This window comes from Pseudomonas sp. HLT2-19-2 (assembly GCF_054898005.1).
This window is the reverse complement of the sequence record NZ_CM142712.1, coordinates 2646960-2663946: the sequence shown is the minus strand read 5'-3', so window position 1 is coordinate 2663946 and position 16987 is coordinate 2646960. Positions and strand designations below refer to the sequence as shown.

At 58.4% G+C, this 16987-nt stretch carries 19 protein-coding genes and 5 pseudogenes; 9 read left to right on the top strand and 15 right to left on the bottom strand.

From position 1 onward, the window contains the following. Positions 1-204 precede the first annotated feature (204 nt). The 4 genes from ACYZTU_RS12530 to ACYZTU_RS12515 all read right to left on the bottom strand — a co-directional run bounded on the left by ACYZTU_RS12530 (position 205) and on the right by ACYZTU_RS12515 (position 4807). Positions 205-1551, bottom strand: a complete 1347-nt coding sequence (locus tag ACYZTU_RS12530; protein ID WP_461970534.1) for a glutamine synthetase family protein — start codon at positions 1549-1551, stop codon at positions 205-207. Positions 1552-1575: 24 nt separating this feature from the next. After that, on the bottom strand, positions 1576-2130 hold the full coding sequence (locus tag ACYZTU_RS12525) for a helix-turn-helix domain-containing protein (RefSeq protein WP_461970532.1): 555 nt from the start codon (positions 2128-2130) through the stop codon (positions 1576-1578). 26 nt (positions 2131-2156) lie between these two features. Further along, the gene (locus ACYZTU_RS12520) at positions 2157-3446 is read right to left on the bottom strand and encodes an NAD(P)/FAD-dependent oxidoreductase (protein ID WP_461970530.1); all 1290 of its coding nucleotides are present in this window, start codon (positions 3444-3446) and stop codon (positions 2157-2159) included. Between the two features lie 158 nt (positions 3447-3604). Next, a complete protein-coding gene (locus tag ACYZTU_RS12515) occupies positions 3605-4807 on the bottom strand; it encodes an NAD(P)/FAD-dependent oxidoreductase (protein ID WP_461970528.1) in 1203 nt (400 codons plus the stop codon). A gap of 284 nt (positions 4808-5091) precedes the next feature. On the opposite strand from ACYZTU_RS12515, the gene ACYZTU_RS12510 reads away from it, so the two are divergent. After that, positions 5092-5661, top strand: a complete 570-nt coding sequence (locus ACYZTU_RS12510) for an RrF2 family transcriptional regulator (RefSeq protein WP_461970526.1) — start codon at positions 5092-5094, stop codon at positions 5659-5661. Between the two features lie 17 nt (positions 5662-5678). On the opposite strand, the gene ACYZTU_RS12505 is transcribed toward ACYZTU_RS12510, so the two are convergent. Further along, positions 5679-5897, bottom strand: coding sequence for a hypothetical protein (locus ACYZTU_RS12505; protein WP_461970524.1), 219 nt, complete (start codon positions 5895-5897; stop codon positions 5679-5681). Positions 5898-6067: 170 nt separating this feature from the next. Here ACYZTU_RS12505 and ACYZTU_RS12500 point away from each other — a divergent pair, with 170 nt between their 5' ends. Further along, positions 6068-6307: a hypothetical protein gene (locus ACYZTU_RS12500; RefSeq protein ID WP_461970523.1), complete on the top strand. Its 240-nt coding sequence runs from the start codon at positions 6068-6070 to the stop codon at positions 6305-6307. A 13-nt stretch (positions 6308-6320) separates the two neighbouring features. Then, positions 6321-6503: pseudogene (gene bamE / locus ACYZTU_RS12495) on the top strand (outer membrane protein assembly factor BamE domain-containing protein); the annotation flags it as partial. 51 nt (positions 6504-6554) lie between these two features. Here the strand turns inward: bamE and ACYZTU_RS12490 are convergent. The 3 genes from ACYZTU_RS12490 to ACYZTU_RS12480 form a co-directional block, all read right to left on the bottom strand. Beyond that, entirely contained in the window at positions 6555-6755 is a 201-nt protein-coding gene (locus tag ACYZTU_RS12490; protein ID WP_461970521.1) for an SPOR domain-containing protein, read from the bottom strand. A gap of 157 nt (positions 6756-6912) precedes the next feature. Then, positions 6913-7155, bottom strand: a complete 243-nt coding sequence (locus ACYZTU_RS12485; RefSeq protein ID WP_461970519.1) for a DUF1652 domain-containing protein — start codon at positions 7153-7155, stop codon at positions 6913-6915. 118 nt (positions 7156-7273) lie between these two features. Continuing rightward, entirely contained in the window at positions 7274-8173 is a 900-nt protein-coding gene (locus ACYZTU_RS12480; RefSeq protein WP_461970517.1) for a polysaccharide deacetylase family protein, read from the bottom strand. Between the two features lie 104 nt (positions 8174-8277). Here ACYZTU_RS12480 and ACYZTU_RS12475 point away from each other — a divergent pair. From ACYZTU_RS12475 to ACYZTU_RS12465, 3 genes and pseudogenes are all read left to right on the top strand, one after another. Next, positions 8278-8655 (top strand): annotated as a pseudogene (locus ACYZTU_RS12475) (type 2 periplasmic-binding domain-containing protein); the annotation flags it as partial. A gap of 147 nt (positions 8656-8802) precedes the next feature. Continuing rightward, a pseudogene (locus ACYZTU_RS12470) lies at positions 8803-8923 on the top strand (ABC transporter ATP-binding protein); the annotation flags it as partial. Positions 8924-9001: 78 nt separating this feature from the next. Continuing rightward, the gene (locus ACYZTU_RS12465) at positions 9002-9682 is read left to right on the top strand and encodes an SOS response-associated peptidase (protein WP_461970515.1); all 681 of its coding nucleotides are present in this window, start codon (positions 9002-9004) and stop codon (positions 9680-9682) included. A gap of 110 nt (positions 9683-9792) precedes the next feature. On the opposite strand, the gene ACYZTU_RS12460 is transcribed toward ACYZTU_RS12465, so the two are convergent. From ACYZTU_RS12460 to ACYZTU_RS12450, 3 genes are read right to left on the bottom strand one after another with little or no spacing between them, the layout of a single operon-like run. After that, positions 9793-9951 (bottom strand): hypothetical protein, encoded by a 159-nt coding sequence (locus tag ACYZTU_RS12460; RefSeq protein WP_461970513.1) that lies wholly within the window; start codon positions 9949-9951, stop codon positions 9793-9795. A gap of 60 nt (positions 9952-10011) precedes the next feature. Next, positions 10012-10326, bottom strand: coding sequence for an AzlD domain-containing protein (locus tag ACYZTU_RS12455; protein ID WP_449643943.1), 315 nt, complete (start codon positions 10324-10326; stop codon positions 10012-10014). Then, complete coding sequence (locus ACYZTU_RS12450) at positions 10323-11021, bottom strand: AzlC family ABC transporter permease (RefSeq protein WP_461970511.1); 699 nt, start codon at positions 11019-11021, stop codon at positions 10323-10325. The genes ACYZTU_RS12455 and ACYZTU_RS12450 overlap by 4 nt, the downstream gene beginning before the upstream one ends. A 266-nt stretch (positions 11022-11287) precedes the next feature. Here ACYZTU_RS12450 and ACYZTU_RS12445 point away from each other — a divergent pair, with 266 nt between their 5' ends. Then, positions 11288-11662 carry a DUF2784 domain-containing protein gene (locus ACYZTU_RS12445; RefSeq protein WP_461970509.1) on the top strand — a complete coding sequence of 125 codons (375 nt, stop codon included), beginning with the start codon at positions 11288-11290 and terminating at the stop codon, positions 11660-11662. Positions 11663-11743: 81 nt separating this feature from the next. Here the strand turns inward: ACYZTU_RS12445 and ACYZTU_RS12440 are convergent, their stop codons facing one another. Beyond that, on the bottom strand, positions 11744-13321 hold the full coding sequence (locus tag ACYZTU_RS12440) for a sensor domain-containing diguanylate cyclase (RefSeq protein ID WP_461970507.1): 1578 nt from the start codon (positions 13319-13321) through the stop codon (positions 11744-11746). Positions 13322-13533: 212 nt separating this feature from the next. Then, on the bottom strand, positions 13534-14061 hold the full coding sequence (locus ACYZTU_RS12435; RefSeq protein ID WP_461970505.1) for a DUF3087 domain-containing protein: 528 nt from the start codon (positions 14059-14061) through the stop codon (positions 13534-13536). 211 nt (positions 14062-14272) lie between these two features. Between ACYZTU_RS12435 and ppnN the strand changes: the two genes are divergently transcribed. After that, positions 14273-15646 (top strand): nucleotide 5'-monophosphate nucleosidase PpnN, encoded by a 1374-nt coding sequence (gene ppnN / locus ACYZTU_RS12430; protein ID WP_282377853.1) that lies wholly within the window; start codon positions 14273-14275, stop codon positions 15644-15646. Between the two features lie 117 nt (positions 15647-15763). Next, a complete protein-coding gene (locus tag ACYZTU_RS12425; RefSeq protein WP_461970503.1) occupies positions 15764-16204 on the top strand; it encodes an NUDIX hydrolase in 441 nt (146 codons plus the stop codon). A gap of 237 nt (positions 16205-16441) precedes the next feature. On the opposite strand, the pseudogene ACYZTU_RS12420 reads toward ACYZTU_RS12425, so the two are convergent. Beyond that, a pseudogene (locus tag ACYZTU_RS12420) lies at positions 16442-16596 on the bottom strand (5,10-methylene tetrahydromethanopterin reductase); the annotation flags it as partial. Positions 16597-16668: 72 nt separating this feature from the next. After that, a pseudogene (locus ACYZTU_RS12415) lies at positions 16669-16764 on the bottom strand (hypothetical protein); the annotation flags it as partial. Between the last annotated feature and the right edge of the window lie 223 nt (positions 16765-16987).

Below are 16987 nucleotides of genomic sequence, written 5' to 3'. Positions count from 1 at the left end.
CCGAATTTCAGGCAAAAAAAATCCCAGGCAGCTGATGGACGCCTGGGACTCAAAATGCATAAACCGTGGTGGTGAACGCGGGGCGAATATTACTTAATATTTCTGCCTGCAACAAGATATTTTGATTCACTATCCGGTTACTAAAACGTCTAACTCATTAAATATCCACACAATTTTTATGGACGAGCGTCGACAAGGACTGATTTACAGGTACCAGCGATACTCCCGCGCACTGATGTCCTGCAGGAATTCTAAATGGTCTTGGCGCTTGTTTTCGCAGTAGACCTCCACAAATTCCGCACCCAAGCCTTCGCGCAACTGCGCATTGTTTTGCATCGAACGCACGGCATCCAGCATCTCCAGCGGGAAGTCGATACCGCTGCCACGGTCTTCGTTGAGGGATGCTATCGGTTCACGACCAACCTCCAACCCTTGCTCCAGCCCTACCAGAATCGCCGCCAACACGAGATAAGGGTTGGCATCCGCGCCCGCCAGGCGATGTTCGATGCGCAGATTTTTAGCGTCCGACTCAGGCACCCGCAGGCAAGCGTCACGATCTTCAAACCCCCAACTGGCGCGCGTCGCGACGTTCACCGTGCCGCTCAAGCGACGCATTGCGTTGTGATTCGGTGCAAAGATCGGCATGCAATGCGGCAACACTTCAAGGCAACCGGCCACCGCATGGCGCAGCGCCTGCTGATCGTTAGCCGCCAACAGGTTGTTTCCGGCCTCGTCGTAAAGGCTCACATGCACATGCATGCCGCTACCGGGGTGCTGCAAGTAGGGTTTGGCCATGAAGCTGGCACGGTGGTTGTGCTTGAGGGCCACCCCCCGGGTGCTGCGGCAAAACAGGGCCGCCCAGTCGGCCGCACGCAGGCCGTCGTCAAGGTGACCAAAATTGATCTCGAACTGGCCAGGGCCCAGCTCCGCGGTGATCACCGTGGTATCGATGCCTTGTGCCCGCGCGGTCTCGACCATGTCATCGAGTACCGGTGAAAATCTCGACAGCCGTTCGATGTGCATATTCGGCTGATCATCGGCATCGTCCGTCAGCTGATCGCGAGGGAACTGTGGCAAACCGTCACGTAGCTGGCGATCGAACAGATAAAACTCCAGCTCGAACGCGACCACGGGGAAAATCCCTTTTCGGCCAAGGCGCTCGAGCACCTGCGCCAACACTTCTCGCGGCTCGAAGACGATAGGTTTTTCGGTACCGCTTGAGGTAATCAGCATCTGCCCCAGCGGTTGTTTTTCCCAGCTCACAGGCTTGAGCGTACCGGGCACCAGGCGGCGGGGAGCATCCGGATCGCCGTCGTTAAAACAGTAGTCGCCGATTTTGAACAGACCGCCCTGCGTGCCCAGCAACACACAGTTTTGCGGCAGCTTGAGCACACTGCCGGCGGCGACCTTCTCGAGCATTTCTATCGGGTAGCGCTTACCGTAAAAATGCCCGGGAATATCCAGGGAAATCAGGTCAACGTAACGCACCTGCGGGAAGCGCTGACGAAACGCGCGAACCTCAGCAACCAGATCAGAGCAGACAGCATCCATCGTTAGTGTTCCTTGTTGTTTTTATCAGGTGTAAACCCAAAGCACTCGGGTGAGCTGATCCGTGAGGTTGCCGTAGCGACAATGCGTGTGACTGGCCAGTTGAAAACTGTCGCCGGCACGTAATGTCACCGGTTGATTGTCATCCAGCCACAGCGTCAGCTCCCCCTCGAGGACATAGCCACCCTGCTCCGAGCTGTCATTCATGTGCCGATCACCACTGCTGGCGCCGGGCTCCAGCTGACTTTCAAGCATTGAAAAGGACGCCCTCATCTTTGGAGAAACGAGGATGTCGGTAATCCCGTCGGCGTAATACAGCGTGCGTCGCTCATCCGGGCGGGTCACCCAAGGCAATGCCATGGGTTTGGGCAAGCTGTAGAAATAAGTGGTCGGCACGCCAAGGGTTTCACTGATGGCGGTCAAGTCCGCCACTGTGGGACGCGACAGCCCCCGCTCGACTTGCGAGAGAAAGCCGACCGAACGACCGATTTTGTCCGCCAGGTCTTTCAGCGTGTATTTTTTGTGCTTGCGCAGGTCCTGGATCAAGATCGCCAGCGCCGAAATTTCTTCTTGCATGTCCATCTAAAGGTTTCCAGAAATTGATGCTTTCAAAGGCTGTCGCGCAGCCGATACCAGGCCTTGCCGATGGCTTCCAGCGGTGCTGCCAAATACTTACCACCGGGAAAACTGCCGTTGATCAAACCCTGGTACAACGCCAGCTCATCCGGCCGGCCCAGTATCGCGTCGGACACGGCGCGGGCCCCGGCCAATGTCGGCAGCACGCCGTGGCCTGAGTAACCCTGCAGCCAGTAGAGATCGCCACGTCGACCGATGTCAGGCGTGCGCTTGAGGGTGAGGTCGATATGCCCTCCCCAGGCAAAATCGAACTCGACGCCCTTGAGCTGGGGAAAAACGCGCTCCAGATAAGGCCGCGTCGCAGCCGCGATGTCCTTCGGCATGCCACCCAGATAGGTGCAACCACCGCCGAACAGCAGACGGTTGTCCGGCGTACGGCGAAAATAATCGAGGACAAACTGGTTGTCGGTGACGCATACATTTTTCGGTAGCAACGCGGCTGCCTGCTCCTCTGAAAGTGGCGCGGTGGCCACCTGATAAGTGCCAACCGGTAACACGCAACTCGAAAGCTTCGGGTCAAGCCGATCCAGATAGGCGTTGCACGCCAGCACCAGCACGTCGGCGCGAATGCGACCGCGCTCAGTGGTGACCACATAACGATCGCCTTCTTCGCGATAACTCAGCGCCTTGCTCTGTTCATGAATGCATCCACCGGCACGTTCAATCGCGGCAGCCAGCCCGAGCGCCAGTTTCAGCGGATTCAAATGCCCGCCTTCAGGATCAAACAGGCCCGCCTGGTAGCGCTCACTGGCGACCCATTCCGGCAACGCCTCGCGCTCAATGAACTGCAAACTATCGTGGCCCCACTTGTGGCTGGCCTCGTGTTGCCATTCTGTCAGCAGACTCACCCGTCGCGGCATCACCGACGTCCAGAGGTGGCCGGGCCGATAGTCGCAGTCGAAATCATGGCGTGCGGGCAACGCTCGCAACTCTCGTGCTGCCCAGCGCATGCTGTCCCATAACCGGCGCGCGCGCTCATAACCCAGCGCCGCCTCCAGCGGCGGCATGTCACACGACCAACCGAGAATAGCCTGACCGCCATTGCGGCCCGAGGCGGCCCAGGCCACCCGACTGGCTTCCAGCAAGGTCACGCGTTTGCCGGCCAGGGCCAGACGCAACGCCGTGTGCAATCCACTGAAGCCGGCCCCGATGATCAACACTTCAGTGTCCTGCTCGCCCTGCAAAGGGGCTCGATCCAATAGACGATCCGCGCAGGTGTGGGCGTAATAACTGACGACGTGCTCGGTAGATTGTTGAAACATGCGGGCTCCGTGAAATTTTATACTTTTTATTTCATGAAAAAGTACACGTTAAATTTCACGCCCGCAACCGTTCAAGGCGCAAAAAAAATCCCACCCAAGAGAACCCGGGCAGGATTTTTCTAAGCAGACGGCGATATTACAGTTACGCTGCCGACGCTTCAGGCAACAGGAATCATCGGATCCGCTGAAGCCAGCGCAGTGACACGGTCAGCCGCAGGTGGGTAGATCCACGTCGTGTTGATCTGGGTTTTCAGCGCCTTGGCTTCCGCCTTGATCAACTTCACCTGACGATCCCAACCCTCGGAGTAGACCGCTCCCCAGACGCCCAGATCCAGACAGGTCACGTATTTAGGCTGGTTATACGGAGTCGGATCCACACCCAGGATCTGTGCGGCAACGTTGTTGCCGGCATGACGACCCAGCGAGATGGCGTGCTGACAGGTCATCAACGCGAAGTTACCGATGTCATCGCTGGCGGCGTAGGCGACGTCGCCGGTGGCGAAAATGTCTTCCTGACCAATGACTTTCAGGTGCGCGTCGACGTGCAGACGACCGAGGTGATCGCGTTCGGCCGGAATCTGCTCGGTCAGCGAGCTGGCGCGCACACCGGTGGTCCAAATCACGGTTTTGGCATCGATGCGCTGACCATCGGCCAGGGTCACGCCGCTTTCGTCGACGGCGACCACCGACGATTTCAAGCGCCATTTCACGCCGGTTTCAATACTGGCTTCAGCGATCGACTTGGCAATCTCGTCGCCCATGGACCCGCCAACTTTCTCGCCACGATCAACGATGATCACTTCGATGCCGGCACGATCACCCAGGATGGCACGCAGACGCCCAGGCATTTCGGTCGCCGTTTCAATCCCGGTGAAGCCACCACCGGCAACTACTACGGTGTTTCGGGCTTTGCTTTCTGGCAGGTTCACCAGGGATTTGAGGTGATTTTCCAGGCGTACGGCCTGTTCGATCTGGTCGACGTCGAAGGCGTGTTCCACCACACCTGGAGTGTTCGGCAGTGCCAGACGGCTGCCGGTCGCCAGAACGAGTTTGTCGTAGCTGCACACTTGCTGATTGCCCGATGCATCGACGTAACCGACGCGTTTTTGCTCAACGTCGATGCTCTCTGCGGTGCCCTTGATGAACTTCACGCCGACCGCATCAAACAGTTCGCCAATCGGCGCGGCCAGTAGGTGCGCATTCGGCTCGTAGAAGCGCGGACGTACACGCAACTCGGCCTGAGGGGCCAGAACAGTCACTTCAACGTCGTTGTGACCATGAATGTCGAACAGGCGCGTGGCGCTCAAAGCCGTCCACATGCCACCGAAACCTGCGCCGATAACCAAGATGTGCTGTTTCATTTTTAACTCCGTGGGAGAAGACCAAGTGATGAATTCGTTAAGGGTCACGCTCATCGGTAGCGGCTGCCGTCCTGACAACTACGACTATATTGATCCCAGTTACTTGGCACAAAACGAAATTACTGATGGTTACCATCGAAAAGTTTGATTCATCCTCAGGAGTAGCAATAAATCGTCCAACCAGCGCATGACGTTAGAGCAAACGCTGTGCATACGGGATCGAATTCATTGCTCAGCTCACTTTCCGCTGCTAACATTTACGACTGCTTTAGTCGGAGATCGATATGTCTCTTTACAGCGCCGGCGTTGAGTACGGCATTCATTGCCTGATTTTTTTGGTGGGAAATTGCGGCGACACCCGTGAGGCGAGCGTGCGCGACCTTGCTGAACTGCAAGGCGTACCTCAGGACTATCTGGCAAAAATCTTCACCAAACTGGCCAAGGCAAAACTGGTGGTCGCCACTGAAGGCGTGCGCGGCGGGTTCAAGCTGGCCCGGCCTTCTGACGAAATCAGCCTTCTGGATATCGTCAATGCCATCGACGGCCAGAAGCTCATCTTCGATTGCCGGGAGATTCGGGGGCGTTGCGCCTTGTTCGAAGGTTCCGCGCCGGCTTGGGCGGTGGCTGATCACTGCTCAGTCCATGCCGCCATGATGGTCGCGCAGAAACGTATGGAAGACGCCCTCGCCCAGCAGACCATTCTTGATCTCGCCAGGAAGGTCGGACGAAAAGCGCCGGCGCAATTCAATGCTCAGGTGGACAACTGGATGAACGAACGTCGGGAAAAGAAAACCAGTGCGAGCACTCAGGCAATCGACGACCCGATCATCCAGGCGATCGATATCACCGGCTAAACCTCGCTGAACAGCACTCAGCGAGGCGCGTTGTGATCCCCCGGATCCGGGTAAGACCTCTCATTGAGATAGGTCATCCATCTTTCGTACGCTTCATGCTGCCATTGAGTGACCCGCTCCCATTCCGGGCCGCTCAGCTGATGCGCGGAAATCAGCTTCATCATTTCCGTGGTAGCCGCGTCCATGTCAACCATCAGCTCATGGGCATGAAATCGAAAGTCATCGGTGGTCGTCATTGGAAGTTGCCTCGCCCTAGCGAAAATTCACTACCTCACTACGACATCAGATCTGCCCGTTCGCGTTCATTATCCCGACAGAAGGCTACGCCAACGGCCCGGACGAACGAAACGCCATGAATTGGGAAATGGGACTAAAATTTCGTAGCAGAGACTTTCAGGAGGTCATCATGTGGCTCAACGAATCTGAAAACGAACTTCGGCGTGACCTGCAAGGCGTTGCGTCGGACTTGAGGTGGTCAGCGGTAGAGCTTTTGCGCATCGCAGAGCAGCTACGCCAGCTCGGCAATGATGTGGATGCGCAAGCAGCCCAAAAGCTGTGCGAGTTGTTTCAGGGAGATGAAGAGCGACTGAAGGGTTATGCCGAGGAAGTGAAAGCCAAGGTTATCACTCGAACGAAAGCTCATTAGCAGGAGCGCTGCCATAAACAATCCGAGATGCGCACTGGTCGTCGTACTGGCAGCGTCGAGTGGCTGCAGCACTGAGTCGCGCATCTATCGGGATCAGCCGTTGGTCGCAAAGGCGGAGACCGGTATGAGCAAGGATCAAGTCCAGCAGATCGGCGGCCAGCCTTTATCGAAAACGGATCGCACTGTTGAGCCAGGGCCTTAATGCCATGCGAAAAAGCCCCGGCGAACCGGGGCTGCAAGCGCACTATCAATCTGACTTCTGGCTGAGTGCAGGCCGGCTTGATCTAGCCTTGTAGCCGGGAAGAGAGGCCGCAAAGGCCAGTGCTTCCTCTCGGCTGCCAAAGGCTCCAAGCCGGTCACCTTTGGTGCACACCCGCCACGGACCGTTGTTCACGCTGAGTACGTCATAACCGTTCATGTGCATTTTGGTCAGCATCGGAACGCTCATAGTCACCTCCATTTCGGCAGTGATGATCCTGAATTCACCTGAATACCTTACACCCGACCTTCATTGACGTGCCGACCAGACGTCGCGCCCGGAGGGTATCCGTAGAAATTGGATACCACGAGATGCAGCAAGGTGTGCGACAGCTGCTGCCGCGGGACTAGCCGGCAAACGCCCGGCGCCCGGCACGCATTTCAGTGCGCAACTCGCCAATCAGGTTGGAGATAGCGCGAACGGTGGTCAGCTGTGCTGGCGATACTCTGGTGATCAACAGATCAGTTCGCCCGGTGGCGGCTTCGTAGACCTTGATCCGTAACGTTCCGTCGGGGTTCACCGTGCAAGCACAGGACCGCGGTTGAAAACCGCACTCAACAATGCGGCAAAGCTCAGGAACTGAAACCATGACTGACGCCTCCGTGGCAGTTAATCGGATCCAACTTTCTCAGCATAGATGCACATTTCCCATCCTGCGTCGCCAATGCTCAAAATTTGTGTTAACTGTTTCTCACTTCGGAGTCCTCTCAGTGAGGATCCCGATCCCAGATCAAATTCCAGATCCCCGGCAATTTAATCGCCTCTGAACCGTCGCGGACGGTGCGCGCCATAGCCGCGCGTTGCAGCGCTGCCGTGTCGTCATAAAAAGGTTTCTGAGCTGTTTTCAGACCGGTGGCGCTCGCACTGTCGAGGAGGATTTGCAGGTACTCCCGCGTGTGCCGGGCGGTGTAGCGATTGAGGTCGTGGAAGGTCACCACTATCGGAATCACCCCGTCCACCACCGGTAACTCTCCAAGGGCGATGCGCTCGCGTACTTCGGACAGGCTGCGCAGCAGGTGGGCGCGCCGCCGGGGGCTGGCGTTGAAACCCCAGATCTTGCCGTCATTGGCGCTCAAATCGGTCAGCAGCACATGCATCCCATGTTGCTGATAGGCCGCGAAGGTGCGTTTGTCGTAGCTCCAGAATGGCGGGCGCACCAGCGTCGGCGGCGCGCCGGTGATCGCGGCGATGTCGGCGCTGCCGTGGGTGAGGGACTGCTCCAGTGCTTGCGGGTCCAGGGAGCGATGATTGGAGTGCCCGGGCGTGGCTGTGTGAAAGCCCAGGATCTGACCTTCGGCCTGTTCGCGGTGCATGACCTGGCGACCTATTTCACTGCCGCCGGCTCGTGAGGCGCGGGTCTGCACGAAAAACACCGCTTTGAGATTCGGCTGCACCGGGTTAGTGGCCAGACTGTCGAGCACCATCATCGTCGGATTCCAGAAACTCGAAGCGCTGGGACCGTCGTCAAAGGTCAGCAGAAAACGGATCGGTGGTTGCGCGCTCAGACGCTGTTCGGTCTGCGGCGTCATTTCGATGGGAGAAGCGATGCACCCAACCAACCCTGTGGCGATGACGAGTGCAGCTAGAACCTTGATTAGCTGTTTCATGATGTGCCTTGGCCGCACCGTTGAGCCCGCACATCTCTGCGGGCGTATGTTCGAACAGGGTACACAGTGTTTGGTCCCAGTGCTGCCCGGCATCGTGGGTTACTGCCCTGCGCGCCCTGGAAAAAGCCGACCTGCCGGAAGACTACGTCGACTTCATCAAACTGATGCCGATCGATACCGCCGCCGCGCTGCCTCAGGGCAGCATCGACGCGTTCCCGGTCTGGGAACCTTACATCTCTCAACAGATTCTGTTCTCCGGCGCTCGGCCGATTCTCACCGCCAAGAACCTGATGCCCGGCCTGAGCGCCATTGCCGCGTCAACGCCTTCAATCGACAGCAAGCGCGAAGCCATTACCGACTTTCTGGTACGCCTGAAAAAGGCCCGGGCCTAGGTCGACAATCTCACCGACGAGTACGCCGATCTGTGGGCGAAGAAAGCCAACCTTGACCAGAACGTTTCGCGCCATTGGTTGCGCCAGGCCAGCCAACGCACTGTTTGCCGCGCCACTGACCTACGCCGCCGAGCCCGTCGTCCTGCACGTAGGTGATCAGAACTACTACAACGTTCATGCTTCGGTGAAGGCTTCGGGCGTACTGAAAGACGCGCCTTATACCGTCGACTGGAAGCCAGCAGCATTTGTCAGGAGCTGGCAGTGCAACTGGTCCAATCCCCGTGACCGGCGGAACCCGCTGCTGGCGCGCCTCAAGGTCTTGTCGTTGACCGAGTTGCAGCGCGCCCACGTGAGCTGAGCAACTAAGCTGAAATCTCCAGCCAGAGCGCTTCAATCAGCGCTCTTCAATCAGAACTGTTCATCGGAGGATCGGCCTATGTGCGGACGCCTGTCGCAGTACCGTGGCATTCACGATTTTGTCGCGGCGCTGAGCATCCCCGACGCGTTGATCAACCACGTTGGTGATGAACCGCTAGCCCGCTACAACGCCGCGCCCACCACGCAACTCGCCCTCCTGCATCTGGAGAGCAACGGCCTGCACGCCGATTTCCAGCGCTGGGGATGGCGGCCACACTGGGCGAAGGATCGTGCGGCACCGATCAATGCGCGTGTCGAAAAAGTCGCCCACGGCGCGTTCTTCCGGGCGATCTGGCCGCACCGCGCGATTGTGCCGATCGACAACTGGTTTGAATGGGTCGACGCCGGGGATTCGACGAGGCAACCGTGGCTTATCCGCCGACGGGACCGGGCGCCGATTTTATGCGCGGCAATCGGACAGTTCCCCGACGCGAGGGGTGAGCCGCGGGCCGACGACGGTTTTGTGATCATCACCGCCGACAGCATGGGCGGCATGCTCGACATTCATGATCGGCGCCCCGTGGTGTTGTCTGCGCAACTGGCGCGGGAATGGCTTGATCCGGCCACCCCCAAAGAACGTGCTGAACACATGGCGCTGTTGCAGGGTGAAGTCAGCGAGGTTTTCGAGTGGTACAAGGTGGACAAAGCGGTTGGCCATTCAAGAAATCAAGGCGCGGCACTGATTGATGAAACACCCTGAACGTATCAATTCGAGGGACTGTTGAACCGTCATAAGGGCGGAGCCCTAAGCCGCCGTGACCACAGGAACGGATATGTACACGACCAACAAAAGACAGGTGTGCAAATCGGTCAAGGCCTCAGCGGACGCTCCTGGTCGCGATCGGACATCTCTTTACCGTCGTCGGGGTGCTTCCAGTCTGGCGTCGAACGCCGCTGCCGCTTGAGCTCCTCTTCCGTGGGTTCATCCAGCTCTTCATCCGGGTCCGGACGCTTTGGATCATTTGTCATACTCGCCTCGCTTCCTGAAGGGATCGTCTTTAAGCGTAGAACAGTTTCGACGGGAACGATTTAGAGCCACACGCGCAGCAAAAAGAAAAACCCCATGCTCAACACCATGCTGAGCAAGGTATTGCGGGTATAGAGCACCAGCCCCACCGCGACCAGCGAACTGATCAGGTACGGGTTGTCCCACTGCAGATTCAGCTGCTTGTCGGGCATGAACACGATCGGCCCGCAGATCGCGGTCAGCATGCCCGGTACCGCAAAACCCAGGAACTGCCGCGCATTACTGCTCAAGCGCACGGGCAACCGAGGCTCCAGAAACACATAGCGGTTCAGGAAAACCAGTATTCCCATGCCGACAATAACCGCCCAGACCATCATGTGCGTCCACCGTAGAGTTTGTTGCAGATAAAGCCAGCGGTCATGCCCGCCAATCCCGACAGCACCAGTGCCGAGCCCCATTGCCAGTAGCTGAACAGCACCGAGCAGAACAGCGACACCGCCACGCAAACCACGGTCGGCACGTCTCGCACCACCGGGGTGATCAGGGCAATAAAGGTCGCCGCAATGGAGAAGTCCAGCCCCAGATGTTCCAGTCCCGGAATACTGCTGCCCAGCACGATGCCGGCCAGGGTGAAGAGGTTCCAGGCGATGTAAAACGTCAGGCCGACACCCAACGCGTACCAACGGTTGAACTGCTGCTTGTCATGCTGACTGGTCAGGGCGAACAGCTCGTCAGTGAGCAAAAAGCCCAACCCCACACGCCAGCGGCCCGGCAACGGCGAAATTACCGAACGCATACTCATGCCATAAAGCAAATGCTGGGACGTCAGCAACACCGTGGTCAGCAGAATCGAAAAGATCCCGGCACCGCCCTTGAGCATGCCGATAGCCACCAGTTGCGCCGCCCCGGCAAACACGATGCTCGACAAACCCTGGCCTTGCAGGGGCGTGAGATTGGCCTCGATGGCCATGGAGCCGGCCAGCAGTCCCCAGGGCGCGGTCGCCAGGGACAACGGCATGATCGCCGCAGCGCCGCGAAGAAAGGCACTGCGCGGCATGAGTAAATTGGACATAACGCTCTACAACCAGGGAAAGACCTCAGACTGTGCCAGCAGTCGCGGCCGATGGCTTGAACAATCTGCGCACTGCTGCGAACTTGTGCCATTCATCGACTGCACGCTTGATTCGCCAAGCACAACGCAAGGATGCGTGCGGAGTTGGCTGACTTTCGCGATTGATGAAGGGCCGCTCGCAGCGCGGAACCGCAAACAATCGATAGAGCAGGAGCAACCCGCCCGAGTATCATGGAGCGATTCCAGTAACGCGTCAGGGAGTCGCCATGCTGTACCGAATCGCCGCCGACGGGCTGGTGCTGTTTCATCTGCTGTTCATTCTGTTCGTGCTGTTCGGCGGGCTGCTGGTGCTCAAATGGCGCCCTCTGATCTGGTGGCACCTGCCCGTGGCTGCGTGGGGCGTATCGGTGGAAGTCTTCCACCTGACCTGCCCGCTGACCGTGTGGGAAAACCTGATGCGTCACGCGGCCGGACAAACCGGCTATGGCGGCGGTTTCATCGAACATTACGTGTGGCCGGTCATTTATCCGGCGGGTCTGACGCCGGCGATTCAATTGGGACTGGGCAGCGTGGTGCTGGCGATCAACGTGCTGGTCTACCTTCGAGTGATCAGGCTGTGGCAGCGCCCATCGGGCGCGTAGCTGCCGCAGGCTCGGGCCGCGTTCGGACGATCTTTTGATCTTATCCGCTCAAGGATTCCCCAGTGACCGGTTTGTTTGAATTCAGTTGGCAATGACGCTCATGTTCCGGCCGCTGGCCTTGGCCACGTAAAGCGCCTTGTCGGCGGCCCCCACCAAGTCATCGGGCTGGGCCTGGGACGCCGGATCGTAAGCGGCGACGCCCAGGCTGACCGTCACCGAGCCTTCAGCACCTTCACAGTGCTCGATGCCTGCCTGCTGAACCGCGCGACGGATTTTTTCCGCCACCATAAACGCCCCCACATAGTCGGTTTCGGGCAGAACTACCGCAAACTCTTCGCCGCCATAGCGCGCAGCCAGGTCGCTGGGGCGCTTGATGTTGTCCCTGATGATCGTACTGATGTTGCGCAAACACTCATCGCCGGCCACATGGCCGTAAAGATCGTTAAAGCTCTTGAAGTGATCGACATCGATCATCAGCAGCGCAAGGTGGGTCTGGTTGCGCCTGGCGCGGCCCATTTCGGCAAGGATGAAATGATCGAACTGACGCCGGTTGGAAAGCCCGGTCAGTGCATCCTCCAGGGCCAGCAACTCAAGACTGCGGTTGACCTCAATCAGTTTTTCCTGCGCATCCAGCAATACGTTCTGCACGTGATTCTGCTGCGTCATGAGGCGAATGAGGCGATAACCGAGTACGCCCACAAACCCTAGAAATAACGAGACGATCCCGGCACTCAGCAGTACCTCCTTACGCCAGGCTGCCAGGACTTCATCTTTATTCAGCGCAGCAAAGATGATCAGCGGATAACCGTCGACCCTGCGAAATCCGACCACACGCTCGACGCCATCCACATAGGAGGGGACCGTTGCCGTGCCTGAATTGCCCTTGGGCAACAGTTGCGTAAACAGCGGCCCCTTGGCGACGCTGATGCCGATTTCAGCTTCTTTAAACGGTCGGCGAACGACGATGGTGGCGTCGTCGGCGATCAGGTTGATCACGCCGTTACCGCCCATGTCGATGCTGTTGTAGAGCGCAAGGAAGTGGCTGAGATAGAGGGTTGCCAGCGCCACGCCGGCAAAGCTGCCATCCGGATGATTGATCCGGCGGGAAACCGTCATGATCCATTCACCGCTCGAGCGACTCTTGATCGACGGGCCAATGTGGGGCCCTCGATCGGGATGATCACGATGGAAGATGAAGTATTCACGGTCGGCATTGTTCGCATCGGGCACGACGGCACTATTGGAATTGACAACCCAGCGACCTTTTTCGTCATACACGAACAAGCCATGGAGCTGGCCCAACTCGTTGCGCTGGGCTCTGAGCAATCGCTCCAGCCCGGGCATCCGGGCCTGGTCGAAACCGTCGTTTTCGAGGCGATCCACCAGGGTAAACAGCAGCGTGTCGGCTTGCTTGATCGACGCCTGCGCCTGCGAGGCCAAGGTCTGCGCAAGGTTGGACATCGCCACTGCCTTGTCATGCAGATGGTATTGGCGCGAGTTCCAGGCTTCCCACATCACGATAGCCGTCATGGAAAGGCACACCGCGACCAGCAGAAACACCGCAGAGCGAACCTTGAGCGTTACCCCGACCTGCTCGGCTACCAAGGGCATGCCGTGGCGGGCCTGTTCAATTCGATCTTTAACGGACGGATGACCCATGACGCTCCTGAATTCTGACCACATGGCGAATCCCGTTCGCCCTTTTTTTGACCCCTGGCGGGTATGAGCCGCCTGATGGCAGGCGACTATGCATCATCAAACACCTGATAGGGTGCGTAATGCCAGTCAGTTTAACCGCGATCCGTAGCAGCTGAAATGACTTAGCTGATTGGCATTAGACCCAGCGGAGCGGTTTCTGCCCACACCAGAAGCTACCGAGGCGCCTGCTTCACGGCCTCGATCCAGGCCGGATTCAATTGCGTCTGATCAGTCTCGATGCCCAGCGCCTCCATCCGTGCCTTGTGCTGATCCATCTCGCGGGTCAATTGGCTGTGATCACTGGAGTTGCCGTCCAACTCGTGCATCTGGCTCAACCCCAGATGATAGAAACGCAGCAGCTTCATGGCGGTCGGATCGCCGGCCTCCACCGCCGCCGTCACCTGATGCATGACGTTGGTAATGCTCATCAAACTGCGCTTGAGCTGCCAGCCGTAAACCGCCGGGGCCATCCATTGCTGGGTCCAGAACGTGCCGCGCATCAGCACTACCATCAGCAGTACCGCCACAAACACGCCACCAACGTTAAATCGCAGATTGTCGCCGTCGGGCTCACCGAACAGCGCCACCGCAGCGGTGGAGAGCACCATCGCCAGGGCCAGGAAAATCAGAGCTATGATCACTGTGCTGCGTCGCGTCTGGCTTCGATAGCGTTCGGGGTTCTGCGGCTGTATTTCGAACATCGCGACGGGTTTCCTTGAGGGCATGGGCAAAAAGACTGCGGGGCATTATCGCCTCTGCAGGGGATTTAGCTATGCTGAGGCTCCTTTTCAACTTTTCATCGTCAAACGGGGAAATGGCGATACAGCGCAGTTCGTGCCATCTTCTTTCATGGATACATACCATTCGGATGCCAGTTGCCTGTATGAATGGCATCGTTTTAAGGATCATTGAATGACCCAACGACAAGTAATCAACGCCTCGGTCAGCCCTAAAGGCAGCCTGGAAACCCTTTCTCAACGTGAAGTACAGCAACTGAGCGAAGCCGGATCCGGCAGCACTTACACCTTATTCCGCCAGTGCGCCCTGGCCATCCTCAATACCGGCGCCCATGTTGATAACGCCAAAACCATTCTCGAAGCCTACAAGGACTTCGAAATCCGCATTCACCAGCAGGATCGTGGCGTACGTCTCGAACTGCTGAACGCCCCGGCCGACGCTTTCGTCGATGGCGAAATGATCGCCAGCACCCGCGAAATGCTCTTTAGCGCCCTGCGCGACATCGTCTACACCGAAAACGAACTCGACGCCCAACGCATCGACCTGAGCACCTCCCAGGGCATCAGCGACTACGTCTTCCACCTGCTGCGCAACGCCCGTACCCTGCGCCCCGGCGTCGAGCCGAAGATCGTGGTGTGCTGGGGCGGCCACTCGATCAACACCGAAGAATACAAATACACCAAGAAAGTCGGCCACGAACTGGGCCTGCGCAGCCTCGACATCTGCACCGGTTGCGGTCCTGGCGTGATGAAAGGCCCGATGAAAGGCGCGACCATCGCCCACGCCAAACAGCGTATCCACGGCGGCCGCTACCTTGGCTTGACCGAGCCGGGCATCATCGCCGCCGAAGCGCCCAACCCGATCGTCAACGAACTGGTGATTCTGCCGGACATCGAAAAACGCCTGGAAGCCTTCGTCCGCGTCGGCCACGGCATCATCATTTTCCCGGGCGGTGCCGGCACGGCCGAAGAGTTCCTGTACCTGCTCGGCATCCTGATGCACCCGGACAATGCAGGCGTGCCCTTTCCCGTGGTCCTTACCGGACCGAAACATGCCGCGCCGTATCTGGAGCAACTGGACGCGTTTGTCGGCGCCACGTTGGGTGAAGCGGCAAAACAACATTACGAGATCATCATCGACGACCCGGTTGAAGTCGCGCGTCAAATGACTCAAGGCCTCAAAGCGGTCAAACAGTTCCGCCGCGAACGCAACGACGCATTCCATTTCAACTGGCTGCTGAAGATCGACGAAGGCTTCCAGCGCCCGTTCGATCCGACCCACGAAAACATGGCCAACCTGAAACTGAGCCGCAACCTGCCCGCCCACGAACTGGCCGCCAACCTGCGCCGTGCGTTCTCCGGCATCGTCGCCGGCAACGTCAAGGACAAGGGCATCCGCCTGATCGAAGAACACGGGCCGTACCAGATCCGTGGTGATGCAGCCGTCATGCAACCGCTGGATCAACTGCTCAAAGCCTTCGTCGCCCAGCACCGGATGAAACTGCCCGGTGGCGCGGCGTATGTGCCGTGTTATCAGGTGGTTGCGTAGCTCGGCTAAAGATCGTTCCCACGCTCCCGCGTGGGAACGAGCAGCAACGTGAACTGTAACCTTGCGAGCCGAAGCAAACGCTTCGGCTCGCTGCCTTCTATGGAAAGAGAATTCTTGATGCGCCAACGTAATGCCGCACGACTCCTCGTGGTCAATCCGGCCCGTCAGGTCCTGCTGTTTCGCTTCCAGCACAAGGGAGATGCCTTGGACGGACGCGACTATTGGGCCACACCGGGTGGAGGCCTTGAGGAAGGTGAAACCTTTGAAGCCGCCGCCATACGCGAACTGCATGAAGAAACCGGACTGCACACCAACACGGTGGGCACTAGCGTGGCAGAGCGCAGCTTTTCGATGATGTTGCCCAGCGGCGAAACCGTCCTTTCCGTGGAACGCTACTTCGTCGTCTGCACCGATGAAGAACGGCTGACGCGTGATGGCTGGACTGCCGATGAAGCCCGGGTAATGACTGAACACAAATGGTGGTCAATCGCCGAGTTGAAAGAAACCGCTGAAACAGTCTGGCCAGAAAACCTGATCCACATGATGGAGCAGGCCTGACCAGTGCCAGATGAATAACAAAAATCTAATAAGATCGTTCCCACGCTCCCGCGTGGGAACGATCATGCCTCAAGCTCGCGGCACTAATGCTCAGAGGTGATCCGCGTCGATTACTGCCTTGGCAAAGGCCTGCGGATCTTCCTGCGGCAAGTTGTGGCCGATGCCGCCGTTGAAAGTAGCGTCGTCGAAGCTCCATTTCGGGGAGGCCAGCTCCCAGATCAACTTGGCGAAGTCGTGCCCCTTGGTCAGATGGTCGAGCGTCGACAAGCGTCGGGCGAATGGATACGGGTGTTCGAAGGACAGCGAGGCGGTCAGCCGAACCCCAGGTGCTCGGAGACCAGCGCCATGGGCGGAATCAACTGCAGCGGATCGTTGACCGCCACTTGCGCAGCAGGTCATGCTGACTTTTCGCCAGGGGCTGCCCGGCAACAATCGGTTGGGTCAAGGCGTTCATGGATGGCTCCTCAGTTCCAGGCGTGGCGCGCAGGCTTCACGCCGTTGAGCAGGTAGTTGCCAATCAGGTGGTATTTCCAGCGTGCCGGATCGTGCGGCGAGCTTGTGGGCGACGGCGATTGCCTCGGCGTGCGAGCGGATGACGTGGGCGGTGCGAGGGGGTTGGGCTGGGGCTGTCATGGGCCGACTCCGTGGTTCCGGGTGAGTACCCAGAGCCTGTCGCAGAACTCATGCCTGAGGGGACGATCAGTCTTTCAGGCAATGACCATCGTGTGCACACCAGTGCGCACTTCAATTGGGCGCCCGCCCACAGGACTTGTCTACTGTCAG